Annotated in this window: 11 protein-coding genes and 1 pseudogene; 5 read left to right on the top strand and 7 right to left on the bottom strand. The window is 71.6% G+C overall.

The window, feature by feature from the left end; genetic code table 11:
• The first annotated feature begins 286 nt into the window (after positions 1-286).
• On the top strand, positions 287-1,141 hold the full coding sequence (locus ACWGKQ_RS37310; RefSeq protein WP_453296477.1) for a PaaX family transcriptional regulator: 855 nt from the start codon (positions 287-289) through the stop codon (positions 1,139-1,141).
• Between the two features lie 41 nt (positions 1,142-1,182).
• Here ACWGKQ_RS37310 and ACWGKQ_RS37315 read toward each other — a convergent pair whose 3' ends face one another.
• The 3 genes from ACWGKQ_RS37315 to ACWGKQ_RS37325 all read right to left on the bottom strand — a co-directional run bounded on the left by ACWGKQ_RS37315 (position 1,183) and on the right by ACWGKQ_RS37325 (position 4,032).
• Complete coding sequence (locus tag ACWGKQ_RS37315; RefSeq protein ID WP_453296478.1) at positions 1,183-1,596, bottom strand: RidA family protein; 414 nt, start codon at positions 1,594-1,596, stop codon at positions 1,183-1,185.
• 214 nt (positions 1,597-1,810) lie between these two features.
• Positions 1,811-3,310: a sensor histidine kinase gene (locus tag ACWGKQ_RS37320; protein WP_453296479.1), complete on the bottom strand. Its 1,500-nt coding sequence runs from the start codon at positions 3,308-3,310 to the stop codon at positions 1,811-1,813.
• Positions 3,307-4,032, bottom strand: coding sequence for a response regulator transcription factor (locus ACWGKQ_RS37325; RefSeq protein ID WP_453296480.1), 726 nt, complete (start codon positions 4,030-4,032; stop codon positions 3,307-3,309). Before ACWGKQ_RS37325 ends, ACWGKQ_RS37320 begins: the two co-directional genes overlap by 4 nt.
• 398 nt (positions 4,033-4,430) lie before the next feature.
• Between ACWGKQ_RS37325 and ACWGKQ_RS37330 the strand changes: the two genes are divergently transcribed.
• Positions 4,431-4,943, top strand: coding sequence for a transglycosylase SLT domain-containing protein (locus ACWGKQ_RS37330; RefSeq protein WP_453296512.1), 513 nt, complete (start codon positions 4,431-4,433; stop codon positions 4,941-4,943).
• 34 nt (positions 4,944-4,977) lie between these two features.
• Here ACWGKQ_RS37330 and ACWGKQ_RS37335 read toward each other — a convergent pair whose 3' ends face one another.
• Positions 4,978-6,429, bottom strand: a complete 1,452-nt coding sequence (locus ACWGKQ_RS37335; protein ID WP_453296481.1) for a purine-cytosine permease family protein — start codon at positions 6,427-6,429, stop codon at positions 4,978-4,980.
• A gap of 237 nt (positions 6,430-6,666) precedes the next feature.
• On the opposite strand from ACWGKQ_RS37335, the gene ACWGKQ_RS37340 reads away from it, so the two are divergent.
• Positions 6,667-7,470 carry a serine hydrolase gene (locus ACWGKQ_RS37340; RefSeq protein ID WP_453296482.1) on the top strand — a complete coding sequence of 268 codons (804 nt, stop codon included), beginning with the start codon at positions 6,667-6,669 and terminating at the stop codon, positions 7,468-7,470.
• Positions 7,471-7,655: 185 nt separating this feature from the next.
• On the top strand, positions 7,656-8,747 hold the full coding sequence (locus ACWGKQ_RS37345) for an AI-2E family transporter (RefSeq protein ID WP_453296483.1): 1,092 nt from the start codon (positions 7,656-7,658) through the stop codon (positions 8,745-8,747).
• 16 nt (positions 8,748-8,763) lie between these two features.
• On the opposite strand, the gene ACWGKQ_RS37350 is transcribed toward ACWGKQ_RS37345, so the two are convergent.
• A complete protein-coding gene (locus ACWGKQ_RS37350; protein WP_453296484.1) occupies positions 8,764-11,163 on the bottom strand; it encodes a nitrate- and nitrite sensing domain-containing protein in 2,400 nt (799 codons plus the stop codon).
• A 337-nt stretch (positions 11,164-11,500) separates the two neighbouring features.
• On the opposite strand from ACWGKQ_RS37350, the pseudogene ACWGKQ_RS37355 reads away from it, so the two are divergent.
• A pseudogene (locus ACWGKQ_RS37355) lies at positions 11,501-11,851 on the top strand (aminomethyl transferase family protein); the annotation flags it as partial.
• A gap of 209 nt (positions 11,852-12,060) precedes the next feature.
• On the opposite strand, the gene ACWGKQ_RS37360 reads toward ACWGKQ_RS37355, so the two are convergent.
• Positions 12,061-12,975 (bottom strand): YceI family protein, encoded by a 915-nt coding sequence (locus ACWGKQ_RS37360; RefSeq protein WP_453296485.1) that lies wholly within the window; start codon positions 12,973-12,975, stop codon positions 12,061-12,063.
• Positions 12,976-13,057: 82 nt separating this feature from the next.
• Positions 13,058-14,806 carry an FAD-dependent oxidoreductase gene (locus ACWGKQ_RS37365; protein ID WP_453296486.1) on the bottom strand — a complete coding sequence of 583 codons (1,749 nt, stop codon included), beginning with the start codon at positions 14,804-14,806 and terminating at the stop codon, positions 13,058-13,060.
• Positions 14,807-14,874: the final 68 nt, after the last annotated feature.

The following is a 14,874-nucleotide window of genomic DNA, read 5'->3' on the forward strand; positions in this document are numbered from 1 at the left end:
CCAACAGAGACGACGGAGGCACCACAGATATCTGCGGTACCAGAGGTATCAGGCCTACCAGACGTACCAGAGACAACGCCGGCGCCGATGAATACGATGCCCGGGTCGGCGCCTCACAGTCTCCCGTTCCTCGGCCGGTCCGGTTGTCGTTCCCGTCGCCCCGGCCGGTCGCGGGAGACGCCGCCGCTCGTGCCGTACCACCACCATGTGCCGTCGGGCGGCGACCCGCACGCGCGATAGGCTGCTGCGCGATCAGAGGGGTGGCATCGGCCGGAGGTGGGTGGTCATGACAGCGCATGTCGAGCCGTCGTCCGCCGTCGGCGCGGGCGGCCGGGACAGCAGGCTGGGCCCGCTGATCATCACGCTCTTCGCGCTGTACGCACGCGGTGAGCGCAACTGGCTCTCCGTCGCCTCCGTGATACGTCTCATGGCCGACCTCGGCGTGGAGGGGCAGGCCGTGCGCTCGGCGGTGTCCCGGCTGAAGCGGCGCGGGGTGCTGCACGGCGAACGCCACGAGGGCGCCGCCGGGTACGCCGTCTCCGGCGGCACGCTGGAGGTGCTCGAGGACGGTGACGTGCGCATCTTCGAGCGGAACCGGGCCGAGGCCGGCGACGGCTGGCTCGTCGTCGTGTTCTCCGTGCCGGAGTCCGAACGGGACAAGCGCCATGCCCTGCGCACCGCCCTGACCCGGCTGGGCTTCGGCACCGCGGCCCCCGGCGTGTGGGTGGCGCCCGGCATCCTGGCCGACGAGACCCGCCGCACCCTGCAACGCCTCGGGCTGACGCCGTACGTCGACATCTTCACCGGCGACCACTTCGCCTTCGGTGACCTGTCGGCGAAGGTCCGCGAATGGTGGGACCTCGACGAACTCACCGCGCTCTACGCGGACTTCCTGGAGCGGTACCGGCCGGTGAGCGAACGCGCGGCGGCGGGGGCGATCCCCGCCCGGGAGGCGTTCGGGATCTACCTGCCGATGCTCACCGAGTGGCGCAGGCTCCCGTACCGCGACCCCGGGCTGCCGCTGTCCCTGCTGCCGGCGGGCTGGATGGGCGAGGCCGCCGGCGCGCTCTTCGAGGAGCTCGACAAGACCCTCCGGGAGCCCGCCCGCGCACACGCCCTGGCGGTCATCCACACCCGTTAGGGCATCCATCGCCACCCCGCACCCGGAGTCCGGCCCAGGGCCTACGGCCTGACCAGCCGTTCCTCCGGGATCACGGCGACACCGAGGATCTCGATCATGGCCTCGGGCTGCCACAGCGCGGTGCAGCCGATGCCCGCCATCGCCGGGTACACCGGCCCGGCCAGCTCCCGCCACACCCTGCCGATCTCCTTGCCGTGGGCCTGGTAGCCGGGGATGTCGGTGAGGTAGATCGTCACACTCACCAGGTCCTCCGGCTCGCCCCCGGCCGCCCGCAGTGTGGTCAGCACATTGCCGAACGCCTGGCGGAACTGCTCGACGATGCCACCAGGAACGATCTTCATGTCCGCGTCGAGTGCGGTCTGGCCGCCCAGGTGGAGCGTGTTCCCCGCGAGCGTGCCGTGCGAGTAGCCGCTCGGGGCGGGCAGGGCGGGCGGGTTCACGGCGACGGGAGTCATCGGGCCTCCGGTTCGGTGGTGTGTCCGGGCCCGGCCACCCGGCCGGGCGTATCGACAGTAAGTGACGACCGTGAGAGATATGAGACAGAGTGCGTGGTTCTGTTCCGGGTCCCGGCGAGCCCGCAGAACATCGTGGTGAACCTGTCCGAGGCGGCAGGCCGATGAGCGCCGCTCCGGCTGCCGTGGCGCGGTGGTGTCGGGCGGTGCCGGCGGATCAGTTCTCCGCCGTGGTTGTCGCCGGCAGCCGCGTGACGGTGCCGGCGAGCGGCAGGGTGACGGTGAACCGGGTGTCGCCGGGCGCGCTGGCCACCTCGACGCGGCCGCCGTGCGCCTGGGTGATCGCGACCGCGATGGCGAGCCCGAGACCCGCCCCGCCCGCGGCGCCGGGGGCGCGGGAGCGGGAGGCGTCACCGCGGGTGAAGCGGTCGAAGACCGTCGGCAGGAGGTCGCCCGGGATGCCCGGACCGTCGTCGTGCACCTGGATCGCGCACTGTCCGTCCGCGGCCTTCACCGTGACGGTGATCCGGGTCCCGGCGGGGGTGTGGACCCGGGCGTTGGCCAGCAGGTTGGCCACCACCTGGTGCAGCCGGGACGGGTCGCCGGTCACCATGGCCGGCCCGTCGAGGCACAGCACCAGCTGCCAGTGGTGGCCGGCCCCCGCCGCCCGGGCGTCCCAGACCGCGTCCCCGACCAGGGTCGCCAGGTTCACCTCGGCGGCCTCCAGCGGTCTGCCCTCCTCCAGCCGGGCGAGCAGCAACAGGTCCTCCACCAGCCCCGTCATCCGCGCCGACTGGTCCGAGACCCGGCGCCAGGCCAGCTCCGGTTCGATCTTCCGGGTGTCCACGCCCATCAGCATCAGCTCGGCGTACCCGGCGATCGAGGCGAGCGGGGTGCGCAGCTCGTGGCTGGCGTCGGCGAGGAAGCGCCGCATGTGCTCCTCGGCACGCTGGCGTTCGGACAGGGACCACTCCACGTGGTCGATCAGCCGGTTCAGCGCGACGCCGACCTGGCCGACCTCGGTGCCCGGATCGGTGTCCGGCGCCGGCACCCGGGTGAGCCTCCTCACCTCGCCCCGGTCCAGCGGCGCGTGCGAGACCTCGACGGCGGTGGCGGCGACCCGCCGCAGCGGCCGCAGCTGACGCCGGATCGCCACCGCCGACACGGAACCCGCCAGCACCAGCCCGACCCCGGCGATGCAGGCCTCGATCACGACCAGGGAGTCGATCATCTGCCGTACGCCGTCCACGGGCAGCCCGGCCAGCATGGCGGTGCCGCCCTCGGCGACCGCCGTCAGCCGGTAGGCGCCGAGGCCCGGGATCGTCCGGGTGTGCAGGGTCCCGTCGGTCGGGATGCCGTCGAGGGCGGCGCACTGGGCCGTGGTCAGGGAGCGTGGGCCGCTGTCGGTCACCACCTCGGCCGTGGCGATCCCGTCGCCGTCCATGACCGCGGCGAGGGTGCCGGTGTGCTGGCCGCGCTCCCTGAGGAAGCCGAGGCTCGCGCCGGGCGGGGCGTGCTCCCGGCCGCCCTGGCTGTGCTCCGCGGCGTCGGTGACCCGCTGGTCCAGGTCCCTGATCAGGTAGTACCGCTGGACGAGCACGGTGGCCAGGGCCATCGCCGTGCAGACGGCGGCCAGGGTGAGGGAGTGGACGAGGACCATCCGGGCCCGCAGCGAGCGTCCGCGGAGCCGGCTGAGGGCCCGCCCGGCGGCCGTCATGCCTCGTCGTCCGCCGGTCTGATGACATACCCGGCGCCCCGCACGGTGTGGATCATCGGCCGGCGCTCCTTGTCGATCTTCGCGCGCAGACCGTAGACGTACACCTCCACCAGGTTTCCGCCGCCGTCGAACGAGCTGTTCCACACGTGGTCGAGGATCTGCGTCTTGCTGAGCACCTGGCGGGGGTGGTCCATCAGGAACCGCAGCAGGTCGAACTCCTTCGCGGTGAGCGAGATCGGGGTGCCGCCCCGGCGCACCTCCCGGGTCTGCTCGCCCAGCACCAGGTCCCCGAGCACCCGCACCCCCGCGTCCGCGGTGACCCCGCCGGCTCCGGAGCGGCGCAGCAGCCCGCGCAGCCGGAGCATCACCTCCTCCAGGGAGAAGGGCTTGGTCACATAGTCGTCGGCGCCGGTGGCGAGCCCGTCGAGCCGGTGCTCCACCGCGTCCCGGGCGGTGAGCATCAGCACCGGCACCCGGGCGTTCTCGTACCGGAGGCGGCGCAGCACCTGGATCCCGTCCAGGTCGGGCAGCATCCCGTCCAGCACGACGGCGTGCGGGCCGCAGGTGCGGGCGGTACGCAGCGCGCCGTACCCGTTGTGCGCCACGAACGGCTGCCATCCCGCCGCGCTCACGGCCACCGAGAGCAGGTCGGTCAGCTCGGGCTCGTCGTCGACGATCAGCACCCGGATCGCACCCGGCGCCGGTGCAGGGGAGTCGGACATGGGCGGATGCTCTCGCGACGGCCTGTACGAGAGCTGTGGAGCCCGCCGACCCCGTCCCGCGGACCCCGTGGAGGGCCCGGAACGCGTGACACCCCCCATAGGAGCCACATCACATCCGATCCGGCATCGTAGGAACGGAACGCCCTGAACTGGACGCAAGATGCCTATTGTGGGGCATTTCGGGCATTAAGTACGAAGTCCGGTAGTACGTCACATCATTGCCACGCGCTCCGGCTGCCGCTAACCATTGCTGTCGTCGCCGGGAGACGGGCGACGGGCCGAGCGGATCCCCGCCGGTCCCGCCCCTCCCGCCGGTAGTACGGGCTCCGCCCACCGCCGCCGCGCATTGCGGCCGGCGCCGACGCCGTCCCCCACCGGAGAGTTGCTTTCGCATGACCATGACCACTCGCACCCGCATCGCCCGCCTGCGCACCCTCGGCCTCGCCGGCCTCGCCACCACCGGCGCCGCTGCCGCCGCCCTCACCCTGATGCCGGCGAACGCACAGGCCGCCGAACTGACGCAGGCGCACACCACCGCGGTCACGGCCTCCAGCGACGCCGGCGGCACCGCCGCCAAGAAGTCCGGCTACGGCAACAACCTCGACGGCTGGATCAAGCAGTCCCTCCAGATCATGAAGGCCAAGGGCATCCCGGGCAGCTACGACGGCCTCAAGCGCAACATCATGCGCGAGTCCGGCGGCAACCCGAGCGCCCAGAACAACTGGGACGTCAACGCCCAGAAGGGCACCCCCTCCAAGGGTCTGCTCCAGGTCATCGACCCCACCTTCAACGCGTACCACGTGGGCGGCACCGCCCACAGCGTCACCGACCCGGTCGCCAACATCACCGCGGCCGCCAACTACGCCGCCCACCGGTACGGCTCCATCGACAACGTCAACTCCGCGTACTGACGTCGACGGCACCTCGTCGGACCGGAGCCGGGTCCTACGGCTCGCGGTGTTCGTGCGCGGCCTGCTCCAGGGCCGCGGCCTCCGCCTCGGCGATGCGGGTCTCCGCCTCGACGTCGATCGAGCGGGTCAGCAGCCAGTAGAGCAGCGCCGACACCGGCAGGCCGATGAACAGCGAGATGTCCGCCCCGTCCAGCGCCTTGGCGGCGGGGCCGACGAAGAGCGTGCCGACCGAGAAGAACGGGATCATGACCGCGAACCCGATCAGGTACGAGGCGATCCCCTGCCAGCCCCAGCGGCCGTAGATGCCGTTCGGCTTGAAGATCTCGGCGATCGCGTAGTGACCCCGGCGCACCACGTAGTAGTCCATCAGGTTCACGGACGTCCACGGGATGAACAGGTACAGCACCAGCAGCAGGAAGTTGTTGAAGTTCGTCAGGAAGTTCGTCGTCGCCGCCAGTGCGCCGATCAGCGAGAGCGCCGCGGTCACCCCGAGGGTGACCAGGCGCACGCCCAGGGTCGGCCGCACCCGTTTGAACGAGTCGATGGCACTGATCAGGGTCAGCGACCCGCCGTACATGTTCAGCGCGGTGACGGAGATCAGGCCCAGCGCCGAGAACAGCAGCACGATCGCGCCGAAGCCGTCGAAGACCTTGTCGCCGGCGGCGTTGATCGACGGGATCGTGTCGAAGCTGTCGCCCGCCCAGGCGGCCAGCAGCGTCCCGAGCACCATCAGCCAGATGCCGCCGAGCGCCGAGCCGAAGTAGGTCCAGTAGAACGTCTTGCGGACGGTGACGTCCGGCGGCAGGTACCGCGAGTAGTCCGAGACGTAGATGGCCCAGCTGATCTGGTAGCCGGCCACCACGCCGAACTGCGCCAGGAACGGGGTGACCTTGAACGCGCCGAGGTCGAAGGAGCCCGCCGGGTAGTGCAGGGTGACCAGGACGCCGACGGTGAAGATCCCGAAGATGACCAGGAACGTGTAGGTCAGGAACCGCTCGGCCTTGTGGATGATGTCGTATCCCACCAGCGCCACGACCAGCGCGACGACGGTGACCACGATCACCCAGAGCTTCACACCGCCGTGGATCGTGGTGTCCAGGGCCTCACCGGCCAGGACGGTGTTGAACACGTTGAAGCCCGCGTACTGCACATACGCGAACAGCCACACCAGCAGCGCCCCGACATAGCCGAACTGCGGGCGGGACTGGATCATCTGCGGCAGTCCCAGCTGCGGCCCCTGCGCCGAGTGGAACGCCATGAAGAACGTGCCGATCAGGGTGCCCGCGACGATCGCCAGCAGCGACCAGATCAGGTTGCCGCCCTCCGTGATGCTGATCAGCCCCACGGCCAGGGTGGCGATCTGTGCGTTGGACATGAACCACAGCGGTCCCAGATGCCACAGCTTGCCGTGCCGCTCGTCCAGCGGCACGTAGTCGATGGACCGGACCTCCAGACCGCTCACCCGCGGTTCCGCCGATGTGCTCATGGCACCTCCCAGGGGCCGGGCCGTCACTCTGATCACATTCTTCCCCCGGAAGGAGGCGGATGAGGCATGCGGAATTCGAGTTCCGCAAGTCGGAAGCCTCACCTCCGCGTCCGGCCTTGTTGCCCGCCTCACATCGTGGCGGCGGTCATGTCGCAGGCCGGTCATTTTGTCTACGTTCGCAGTTCTGCGTCCCTCCGCCCCCATGTCCCTCCCGCCCGAACTGCGAAGGCTCCCGCCATGCTCAACCGAACCCTGTCCCTCGTGGCCGCAGCGGTGACCCTGCTCGTCGGAGCCGCACCGGCGGCCGTGGCGGCCGACGCCGGGTCCGGCGCCGCCGCCTTCCGCACCGCCGTGGCGGCGCAGGGCGACGCGCGGGTGACCGCCGCCGTCCTCGACCTGGACGGCACCGGCCGGGAGCCCGCCGTCTACGGTGACGACACGCCGTACGACACCGCGAGCATCGTCAAGGTCGACATCCTCGCCGCCATGCTGCTCCATGCGCGGGACCACCGGCGCGACCTCACCGCCCGGGAGAGCGCCGAGGCGGAGGTGATGATCCGCGACAGCGACAACACCGCGGCCACCGCCCTGTGGCGGGCCATCGGCGAGGCCCCCGGCCTGGAGTCGGCCAACAGGCGGCTCGGACTGACCGCGACCCAGGGCGGCCCGGGTGGCCTCTGGGGGCTCACCCGGACCACCGCGGCCGATCAGATACGACTGCTGCGCGCGATCTTCGGCACCGGCCCCACGCCCCTCGACGCGGCGTCCCGAAGCCGGATCGGCGCCCTGATGACCGAGATCGCCACCGACCAGTCCTGGGGTGTCTCGGCCGCCGCCGACTCGGGGTGGGCGCTGAAGAACGGCTGGCTCATGCGCACCGCGACCGGCCTGTGGGACATCAACAGCATCGGACGCATCACCACCGGCGGCCACCACTACCTCGTCGCCGTCCTCTCCGACGGCAACGCGTCCATGCCGGACGGCGTCAACCTGGTGGAACGAGCCGTCCGCACCGCCGTCTCCCAGTCGGCGGCCCACTGACCCCCTTGGCCCACTGCACCCCGCCCGCCGCCCGAAATGCCCCTAACGTGCAGTGAGGGCGACAGGTCCGACGGAGGCCGGCAACGGGAGGCGCGGTGGCGGGTGCGGGCGGGCCGGCGGCCGGACGGGGCCGCCGCGCGCACCGGTCACGGGGCACGGCACCGGGCAGCCGGACCGCACGGGCGGTGTGGATCCCGAAACGTGCCCGCGACCCGCGCGCCTCCGCCTCCGTCAGCGCGGTCGTCGTCCCCGCCCTGCGGATCGCCGCCGCCTACGCCTGGCGGCTCATGGTGGTCGGCATCGGCGTCTACGGCGTCTTCGTCGTCCTCGGCCGCTTCCAGCTGATCGCCGTCGCCGTCTTCCTGGCCCTGGTCATCACCTCGGTGCTGCGCCCGCTCGCCGACCTGCTGGCCCGGTGGCTCCCCAGACCGCTGTCCGTGGCGGTGAGCCTGGTCGGCAGCATCTGCCTGTTCTTCGGTCTGCTGGCGCTGGTCGGCAACGCGGTCGCGCAGGAGTCGGCGACCCTGGCCGACGAGTTCCGCGGCGGCATCCACCGCATCGAGGTCTGGCTGCAACGCCCGCCCTTCCGGCTCGGGCCGGGCGCCCTGTCGCGACTCCAGCAGCAGATCGTGAACTACATCCAGTCCCACCGCTCCAACCTGGCGAGCAGGGCGCTCAGCGGCTTCGGCACCCTCGTCGAACTGGTCACCGGCGGCGCGCTCGCACTCTTCACCTCGGTCTTCTTCATCCACTCCGGCGAACGGCTGTGGGCCTGGACCAGCCGCGAACTGCTGCCCGCCGGCGCCCGGAGCGCCTGGGACCGGGCGGGGCACGCGGCCTGGCGGACGTTCGCCGGATACACCCGAGGCATCATCATCGTGGCCGCCGCCAACGCCGTCCTCGTCGGCATCGCTCTGGTCGTGCTGCGGGTGCCGCTCGCGCTGCCGCTCACCCTGCTGGAGTTCTTCGCCGCGTTCGTCCCGCTGGTGGGCTCACCGGTCGCGCTCAGCGTGGCCACGGTGGTGGCGCTGGCCGGGCGCGGTCCGCTCACGGCAGCCGCCGTCCTCGTGCTCATCGTCGTCATCGGCCAGCTGGAGGGCCATGTGCTGCACCCGCTGGTGATGAGCTGGGCGGTGCGGCTGCACCCCCTCGTCGTCGCCGTCTCGGTCATCGCCGGCAGCATCGTCGCGGGGGTGATCGGCGCCGTCGTGGCCGTGCCCTTCATCTCCGTGGTCTGGGCGGTGGTGCGGGCCCTGCGCCCGGCACCACCGCCCTGACCCGGGTGCCGGAGGCTCAGCCGTCCTTGGCGGGACGACGGCTGCCCCGCGACGCACGACGGCGACGACCGGACGACGCGGACTTCCCGGACGGCGCGGGCGCTTCGGACGTCGGCTTCCCGGACACCCCGGGGCCGTCGGACGCGCCAGGACCGCCGGAAGCGGCGAGAGCAGCGGCCGCGGGAGTGCCGGGCGCGCCGGGGGTTCCGGGCGTACCGGTCGCGGCGGGAACACCGGGCGGCGCGGCGAAGCCGGCCGGCTGGGCGGAACCGGCCGGCGTGGCCGGGCCCGGCGCCGGGATGCCGTCGTCCCAGGCCTCGTGCGCACCGAACGGGTCGGCGGGCCCGTCCGCGAGCAGGGCCGCCAGCCCCGGCGTGGCGCGTGCCTTGAAGGTCGCCAGGGCCAGCGTGTCGGAGTCGGACTCGCCGCCGCTGCGCCAGGTGATGGTGCCCGGGAGCATGACGAGCGAGGTCGTGCCGGACTCCCCGCCGGCCGGCCGCAGCTGGACCCGGATGCCGTGCCGGTCGGCGAGCCTGCCCACCACGAACAGGCCCATGTACTGATAGACGTCGGCGTCGGCGGTCGGCGGATTCGCCAGCTTGTGGTTGATCAGCGCGAAGTCCTCCGGTGCCAGACCGATGCCCTTGTCGTGGATCTCGACCATGATCCGGGTGTCCGGCAGCCGGGTCGCCGTGACCCGGACCGCCGAGCGCGGCGAGGAGAACGAGGTGGCGTTCTCCAGGAGTTCGGCGAGCAGATGCACCAGGTCGGTGACGGCGCGGCCGTGGATCTCCGCCTCCGGGATCCCCTCCAGCTCGATCCGCTCGTACTGCTCCACCTCGGAGGCCGCCGCCCGGATGACGTCGACCAGCGGAAGCGGGTGGTCCCACTGCTGGGTGGGACGCTCGCCGCCGAGCACCAGCAGGTTCTCGCCGTTGCGGCGCACCCGGGTGGCCAGATGGTCCAGCCTGAACAGGTTCGCCAGCTGGTCGGGGTCGGCCTCGCGCTCCTCCAGGTCGGTGATCAGGGCGAGCTGGCGTTCGATCAGCGACTGGTTGCGGCGGGAGAGGTTGGTGAAGATCGTGTTGACGTTTCCGCGCAGCAGAGCCTGTTCGGCGGCCAGCCGGACCGCCTCCCGGTGCACATGGTCGAAGGCGCGGGCGACCTCGCCGATCTCGTCGGTGGTGGTGATCGGGATCGGCGCGACCCTGGTGTCCACCTGGCCGGGCACGGCCTGCGTCAACTGGGTGATCACCGCCGGCAGCCGCTGCTCGGCGATCTCGATCGCCGAGGCGCTGAGCCTGCGCATGCCCCGGCTCATCGAGCGGGCCACCCACGCCGCGAGCAGGAAGGCCAGGAGTACGGCGCCGAGCACGACGGAGCCGTTGGCGATCGCGTCCCGTCTGGCGTCGGCGGCGATGCTCCGGGCGTCGGCGAGAGCCGTGTCGGTCAGATTGACCTCGATACCGCGGTAGGCGTCGAAGGAGAGCGCGGACGCCGCGAAGAACGACTCGGGCGTGATGCCCTCGGCGGCCAGCTGTTCGGTCGGCGTCCCGGCCGCGATCTCCTTGAGCATCGCGGCCAGGGCCGGCGGCGCCACGAAGGTCTGCCCGGCCGCCTTGGCCTCCTCGGCGGCCTTGGCCGTCTGCTGCGCCCCCTTCTGCTGCGCGTCCGCCAGCGCCGCCCGCAGCCGGGTCATGTCACCGGAGGTACCGGCGCCCGCGTACTCCTGAAGGCCGACCTGCTCCAGGTAGACGTAGGAGCTGAACGAGCCGAGCTGGGTCTGGAGTTCGCCCTCGGCGAGCGCGGCACGGTCCTCGACCAGCAGGTGCGTGCCGATGGCACGCACCAGGGACTCGGCCGCCTGGGTCAGGGAGATGGCGTAGAGGGTGCGCCCGAAGCTCGCCTGGTTGCTGCTGCCGAAGCCCAGTTCGTTCGAGATCTCCATCAGCGGGTGCTGGACGGCGTGGTAGCTCTCCTCCGTCTGCACCCCCGAGGTCTTCGCCGAGAAGGCGTCGGCCCGCACCGCCGACAGCTGTTTCTCGCCCGCCCGTACCAACTCGATCCGCCGGGCCAGGCCCGCGGTCTTCGGCGCCCGGGCCACCGCCGCGTCGAACGCCTTCGCGTCGGCGTCGGTCACGTTGCGCGCCGCCACCACGGCGGGCGCGTTCCGCTTGCCTTCGAGGAGCGGGATGACCGACACGTCGCGCTCGTTGATCGCGTCGCTGGCGTAGGCGTTCGCCGCCTGTACCAACTCCGCCACGCGCACCGCGTCGTTGGCGTCCTGGAGCGTGTCGATCGAGTTCTTCACCCGCACGCCGCCGAGACCGAGGGCCACCAGCACGGGGATGAGCAGAATGGCCTGGAGGCGTCTTGCGACGCGCCAATTGCCGGTGAGAGGTCTGGACTTGGACAAGATCGTCCCTTTTCACAACAGGGATGGTGTGCAGGGCTGTGTGCAGCCCGACGTTATGTGGCCAAGTTCTAACACCCAGCGATCGCGATCGGCCGGTGTTTGAGGGAAGCGGTTTCTCCGAACTGGTACAAAGCTCAATCAAAACCATCGATGGTCAACGCACGGATGAGGGAGCGGGCGATCCGTGCCCCGGGGACCGTTCGGCGGGACGAACGGGCGGCCTTGTTCCCGGTCGGTGGACGGCCTTGTTCCCGGTCGGTGGACGGCCTTGTTCCCGGCCGGCGGCGCCCGGATCTGCCGCGCGGCGCGCTCGGTGCCGGGCCGCGGAAGGAGCCGCATGACCACCACCCCCAGCCTCCAGGACGGCTTGGACGAGGCCGGTTCCCCCGTCGCGCTGCTGTGGCGGCCCGGCGCCGAACTGTGGACGCCCGAGGTCGTCGCCCGCGAGTACACGGGCCGGCGGCAGGAGCAGGCGGCCTGGCACGAGGGCGTCGCGCCGCTCGACCTGTCGCACCACATGTACGACCTCTGGATCGAGGGCCCGGACGCCACCCGGGTACTGGCCGACCACGGAGCCGACAACTTCGAGAGGTTCGCGGTCGGTCATGCCAAGCAGTACATACCGGTGACCCGGGCCGGACACATCGTCACCGACGGAATCCTGCTGCGCGAGGCAGGGAACCGGTACCTGCTCAGCGGCATCCCGGCCGCACAGCACTGGGTGCGGTACCACGCCGAGAAGGGCGGCTACGACGTCTCCTTCGTCACCGATCCCTCCAGCGCCTTACGGCCCGGCTGGGGAGACCCGCGGCTCTTCCGCTACCAGATCCATGGCCACACCGGGTTCGCCGCCGACGTCGAGGCGTCCTCACCTCGGCCGCCTGATCCCCTCGCCGGTCACTCCGGCGGCGTGGGCGTGTCCGGTGAGCGGTACATCGCCTGGACGTCCAGTTCCAGCTGCACCGTCGGACCGACCACCGCGATGCCGCGGGCCAGCATCGACCGCCAGTTCAGGGTGTAGTCCTCCCGGTGCAGCTCGGCCGTGGCGAGTGCGGCGCACCGCAGCTCCTCGCCGTAGCCGCCGTTGACCGTGCCCAGGTAGGTGGTGTCGAGCGAGACCGAACGGCTGACGCCGTGCATCGTCAGGGTGCCGAGGAGCGTCCACTTGCTGCCGCCCCGGTAGGCGAAGCGCGTACTGACGAAGTCGATGAACGGGTACCGCTCGACGTCCAGGAAGTCGTCGGAACGGAGGTGGTTGTCGCGGGTCGTGTTCCCGGTGGTGATGCTCGACGCGTCGATGCGCACCCGGACCGTCGACTGGCTCATGTCCGGGGCGACGGAGATCGCGCCGTCGAAACGCTCGAAGCGACCGTGGACATGGGCCATGCCGACATGCTTGGCGATGAACCGGATCGCGGTGTGCGGCGGATCGAAGACCCAGCCGCCGGTCGGCGGCAACGGCAGCTGCCGGGCCGGCTGCAGCCGGACGTGCCCGGGTGCCGGACAGCTGTCGGCGACGATCTCCACGGTCTCCCGGTGCGGGTCCAGGCCCTCGGCGACGATCAGCATGCTGTAACGCCCGGGCGGCAGCGCGGCCATGAAGAAACCGAAGGGGTCGCTCGTGCCCCGGGCCGCCACCTGGTGGGTGTCCAGCGCGGTGACCGTGACATCGGCGCCGCCGAGCGGCTGGTCGACGGGGTCGAGGACGGTTCTGGCGATCCCGCCCGCACCGGGCGGGAGGGGCAGCGTGAGTCCCGACGAACGGGCCGGGGCGTCCTTGGACCACCGGCGCCTGAGCAGCCCGAGGGCCATGCTGTTCACCTTTCGTGTCGCGTGCGTGGGGGGAGTTGGGGGGGAGGGGCGGTACGGTCGCCGGCCGCCCCGGTCGTAACTGTCAGGCGCGGCCCAGGATCTGCCGTAGCGCCTCGCCCAGCAGCTGCTCCGCGTTCTCTGCGGCGGCCGGGTGCCGGAAGGCGATGTAGCCGTCCGGCCGCACCAGCAGCGCGCCCGAGTCGGCGACCTCGCTCAGCCGGGCCCAGTCGCCGTACGGGTCCTCGTACTCCTGGCCGGGGCCGATGACGACCGTGGCGATGCCGAGGTCCTGGGCGGCCGCCGCCCGTACCCAGCCGTCGCCGCCGATGCCGGTGAGCAGGGTGAACCGGCCCTTGCCGACGGTGTCCAGGGTGGACAGGGTGCGGGTGCCCGACGTGATCCAGGCGTGCGGGAGCTTGGCGCCCGGCCGGGAGCTGGGCTGGTGGTACAGCTCCGGGTCGCGGGCGAAGCCGGGATCGGGGGTGCCGTCGGGGACCACCGCGGCCGAACTTTCGGCGGAGTAGCGCTGGTTGAGGTCGACGCCGTGCGCGTTGAACTCGTACACCTTGTAGGCGATCGCGTCCCGCAGCCGGGCCCGCTGCTTCTCGGCCGCCTCGGTGGGCTCCTTGCGGGCGGCGATGTTGGCCCAGAGCTGCTCGGGGGTCTGCGGGGTGAGACCGTCGAGCGCCTCGAAGATCGGGGCCGTCTCGCCGATCGACTTGTTGGCGCGGGTGACGATCTGCCGCCCCACGGGCGCGCGTTCGGCGGTGTAGGTGTCCAGGAGGCTCGGGCCGGCGATGCCGTCGAGGACCAGCTTCAGCTTCCAGGCCAGGTTGTACGAGTCCTGGATGGAGGTGTTCGAGCCGAGCCCGTTGGACGGCGGGTGCCGGTGCACGGCGTCACCGGCGCAGAAGACACGGCCGTTGGAGTAGGTCTCGGCGTACATCTCGTTCACCGTCCACGCCGAGGACGACCTGACCGTCACCGGGATGTCGTCGTCGCCGACCAGCTGCCGGACGACCGACTCCGCGTACTCGGTGGTCAGGTCGGGGGCGCCCGCCGTGACGTCGTACCCCCACACGATCAGCCACTCCGTCCAGGGGCGCACGCAGCGCACCAGTCCGGCGCCGATGCCGCCGACGGTCGCGCCGGGGGCCAGCACCCAGTACAGGGTGGAGGGGCGGTGGGCGGTGTACTTGCTCAGGTCGGCGTCGAAGACGATGTTGATGCTGCCGGCCACGCCCATCTGACCGCCCATCGGCAGCCCGGCGTCCTCGGCCACCTTCGAACGCCCGCCGTCCGCGCCGATGAGGTACTTGGCGCGGATCGTGTACTCGTCGCCGCGTACCCGGTCCTCGACGGTGACGGTCACCCCGTCCGCGTCCTGCGTGAACGACCTGTAGACGGTGCTGTAGCGGAAGAGGGTGCCGCGGGCGATGGCGGCGTCCACCAGGACCGGCTCCATGAGGTGCTGTGGTATGTCACACATCACCGTAGGGCTCGCCAGCTCGTGCGCGGCCTGCACCAGCGGCTCGTTCCCCCACGACCGCACCCGCCCCAGCTCCTCGCCGGCCAGGCTGGTGCAGAACGTGGTGTTCCCCATCAGGTGCTGCGGGGTGGCCTGGGCCAGTGCCTCCCGCTCGACGCCGAGGTCGCGCAGGACCTCCATCGTGCGCTGGTTGGTGATGTGGGCGCGCGGGGTGTCCGCGAGGGACGCGTAGCGGGTGACGACCATGTTCGGTACGCCGTAGGTGCTCAGGGCCAGGGCGGCCGAGGCGCCGGCGGGGCCGCTGCCCACGATCAGGACGTCGGTGACGACATCGGTGTGCACGGGGAACGCTCCGGAGGGGGAAAGGACGGAAACCGACCGTCCAAGATCATGAAACGGTACGGGCGGCC

The organism is Streptomyces sp. NPDC054770, assembly GCF_053611985.1.

What these genes read in the sequence shown, in the direction of transcription:
- ACWGKQ_RS37310 (WP_453296477.1), top strand. Translation starts at nt 287, where the DNA reads ATGACAGCGCATGTCGAGCCGTCGTCCGCCGTCGGCGCGGGCGGCCGG.
- ACWGKQ_RS37315 (WP_453296478.1), bottom strand. Translation starts at nt 1,596, where the DNA reads ATGACTCCCGTCGCCGTGAACCCGCCCGCCCTGCCCGCCCCGAGCGGC.
- ACWGKQ_RS37320 (WP_453296479.1), bottom strand. Translation starts at nt 3,310, where the DNA reads ATGACGGCCGCCGGGCGGGCCCTCAGCCGGCTCCGCGGACGCTCGCTG.
- ACWGKQ_RS37325 (WP_453296480.1), bottom strand. Translation starts at nt 4,032, where the DNA reads ATGTCCGACTCCCCTGCACCGGCGCCGGGTGCGATCCGGGTGCTGATC.
- ACWGKQ_RS37330 (WP_453296512.1), top strand. Translation starts at nt 4,431, where the DNA reads ATGACCACTCGCACCCGCATCGCCCGCCTGCGCACCCTCGGCCTCGCC.
- ACWGKQ_RS37335 (WP_453296481.1), bottom strand. Translation starts at nt 6,429, where the DNA reads ATGAGCACATCGGCGGAACCGCGGGTGAGCGGTCTGGAGGTCCGGTCC.
- ACWGKQ_RS37340 (WP_453296482.1), top strand. Translation starts at nt 6,667, where the DNA reads ATGCTCAACCGAACCCTGTCCCTCGTGGCCGCAGCGGTGACCCTGCTC.
- ACWGKQ_RS37360 (WP_453296485.1), bottom strand. Translation starts at nt 12,975, where the DNA reads ATGGCCCTCGGGCTGCTCAGGCGCCGGTGGTCCAAGGACGCCCCGGCC.